This window comes from Citreimonas salinaria, from assembly GCF_900107235.1.
GTDB lineage: Bacteria > Pseudomonadota > Alphaproteobacteria > Rhodobacterales > Rhodobacteraceae > Citreimonas > Citreimonas salinaria.
The window spans coordinates 1-2,174 of the sequence record NZ_FNPF01000055.1 but is presented as its reverse complement, the minus strand read 5'-3'; the positions used below and the strand labels follow the sequence as shown (position 1 = coordinate 2,174).

The 2,174-nt window shown below is 66.0% G+C and carries 2 protein-coding genes and 2 pseudogenes; 3 read left to right on the top strand and 1 reads right to left on the bottom strand.

The features are described from left to right. Nucleotides 1-125, bottom strand: a pseudogene (locus BLW27_RS21070) (IS5/IS1182 family transposase); the annotation flags it as partial. Nucleotide 126: 1 nt separating this feature from the next. Here BLW27_RS21070 and BLW27_RS20495 point away from each other — a divergent pair. The 3 genes and pseudogenes from BLW27_RS20495 to BLW27_RS20485 form a co-directional block, all read left to right on the top strand. Next, nucleotides 127-312 (top strand): annotated as a pseudogene (locus BLW27_RS20495) (DUF2924 domain-containing protein); the annotation flags it as partial. Continuing rightward, nucleotides 309-1,634: a recombinase family protein gene (locus BLW27_RS20490; RefSeq protein WP_089886591.1), complete on the top strand. Its 1,326-nt coding sequence runs from the start codon at nt 309-311 to the stop codon at nt 1,632-1,634. The pseudogene BLW27_RS20495 and the gene BLW27_RS20490, both read left to right, overlap by 4 nt. Before the next feature lie 77 nt (nt 1,635-1,711). Continuing rightward, nucleotides 1,712-2,077 (top strand): hypothetical protein, encoded by a 366-nt coding sequence (locus BLW27_RS20485; protein ID WP_425429313.1) that lies wholly within the window; start codon nt 1,712-1,714, stop codon nt 2,075-2,077. Nucleotides 2,078-2,174 lie beyond the last annotated feature (97 nt).

The following is a 2,174-nucleotide window of genomic DNA, read 5'->3' as shown; positions in this document are numbered from 1 at the left end:
GGCAGGATCGGACTGTCGCCGTCGCTGCTGGGGGTGAACTCGACTGCCCGGATGTCCGAAGTGGCGGTATCCATCGCCAGGTGGACCTTGCGCCATTGGCGCCGACCCTGCACGCCGTGCTTGCGGGTCACCGGCACGCGCCTCCTGCGCGAATGGCAGGGCGTCGAGCACGTGGTCACCGTCACCGCCGACGGCTTCGAATGGCAGGGGCGACCCTACAAGTCGCTTTCCGCTATCGCTCGGGCGATCACGGGCACGCGTTGGAACGGGTGGACCTTCTTCGGGCTGAAGAACCACAGGGGGCGGTCATGACGAAGCCGCCGGAAAAATCGAAGGTCGTCCGGAAGCTGCGATGCGCGGTCTACACCCGGAAATCTTCCGAGGAAGGGTTGGAGCAGGAGTTCAACAGCCTCCACGCCCAGCGGGAGGCCTGCGAGGCGTACATCGCCAGCCAGCGTTCCGAGGGCTGGGTGCTGGTCCGCGATCAGTATGACGACGGCGGCATCTCTGGCAGCACGCTGGAACGGCCCGGCCTGCAGCGGCTGCTGGAGGATATCGAGGACGGGCTGGTCGACGTGGTGGTGGTCTACAAGATCGACCGGCTCAGCCGCTCGCTCGCCGACTTCGCCAAGCTGGTCGAGGTGTTCGACCGGAACGGCGTGACGTTCGTCTCAGTCACGCAGTCGTTCAATACCACCACCTCCATGGGGCGGCTGACGCTGAACATCCTGCTGTCCTTCGCCCAGTTCGAGCGCGAGGTGACGGCGGAGCGGATCCGCGACAAGGTCGCGGCCTCTCGGCGCAAGGGCATGTGGATGGGCGGGGTCCCGCCCTACGGCTACTGCGTCGAGGACCGGAAGCTGGTGGTAGCCGAAGAAACCGCCGCGCATGTGCGCTGGATCTTCGCACGCTTCCTCGAGATCGGGTCCTGCACCGAACTGGCGCGGGAGGTCGGCGCGCGCGGCATCCGCACGCCGCGCGGCAACCGGATCGACAAGAAATACATCTACCGGATGCTTAGCAACCGCGCCTATATCGGCGAGGCGGTCCACAAGGGCGAGAGCTATCCCGGCGAGCACGACGCCATCATCGACCGCGAAACGTGGGACCGGGTGCATGCCATCCTGCAGGAGAGCCCGCGCAAACGCGCCGCGCGCACCCGGGCAGAAACGCCGGCGCTGCTGAAGGGACTGCTGTTCGGGCCGGACGGTGCCGCGTTCTCGTCGACGCACACCCGCAAGGGCGACAGACTCTACCGCTACTATGTAAGCCAGACCGTGCTGAAGCACGGCGCGGGATCGTGCCCGGTTGGCCGGGTGCCCGCTGGCGAGATCGAGGCGACCGTCATCGACCAACTCCGCACCGTGTTCCGCCAGCCGGAGATTGTTGCGGGGACCTGGAAGGCGGCGCGTGCTCACGCCGACGACATCTCCGACGCCGACGCCCGCGCGGCCATGCAGCAGATCGACCCGCTGTGGGACGAGCTGTTTCCTGCCGAGCAGGCACGCATCCTGGCACTGCTGGTGGAGCGCGTGGATATCGGCACGGACGGGCTCAATGTCCGACTTCGCGTCGACGGCCTCAGCGGCCTCGCGCGCGAGATGCTGGCCGGCGGCATCGAGGCCGCAGCGTGACACGCGGGGCGCCAATACCTGACACAGTGACGCTCCACGTCCCGTTCCGCGTCGTGAAACGCGGCGGTAGGAAGGAGATGCAGTTGCCGGAATGCGCCACGCAATCGCGGCTGACCGACAACACGCTGGTAAAGGCGCTGGCCCGCGCGTTCCGGTGGAAACGGATGCTCGAATCCGGTGAATTCGCCACCATCGCCGAACTGGCTGAGCGAGAGGGCATCGCTTTCACCTACATGGCGCGGCTGATGCGCCTGTCGCTGCTCGCGCCCCACGTCGTCGAGGCGATCCTGAACGGGAAGCAAGGGCCGGAGCTGACGCTTGCGCGGGTGCTTGAGCCCTTCCCACTCAACTGGACGGAACAGATGGACGAGCTTCAGGCCAAAACAGCGGCGCCCACCCATCAAAATGCCACCGCAACAGAACCACCGAATTTGTGCCTCTGATAGGCTTTGTTGCGCAAAGGCGAGGTGAGGGATTCATCTTGTGAATCCAGCGTGGTAGCTGGCCTGCATGAGCAGACCAATCCCGCCGAGCTACAAG

Coding starts and splice junctions, on each gene's coding strand:
- BLW27_RS20490 (WP_089886591.1), top strand. CDS start 309: ATGACGAAGCCGCCGGAAAAATCGAAGGTCGTCCGGAAGCTGCGATGC.
- BLW27_RS20485 (WP_425429313.1), top strand. CDS start 1,712: ATGCAGTTGCCGGAATGCGCCACGCAATCGCGGCTGACCGACAACACG.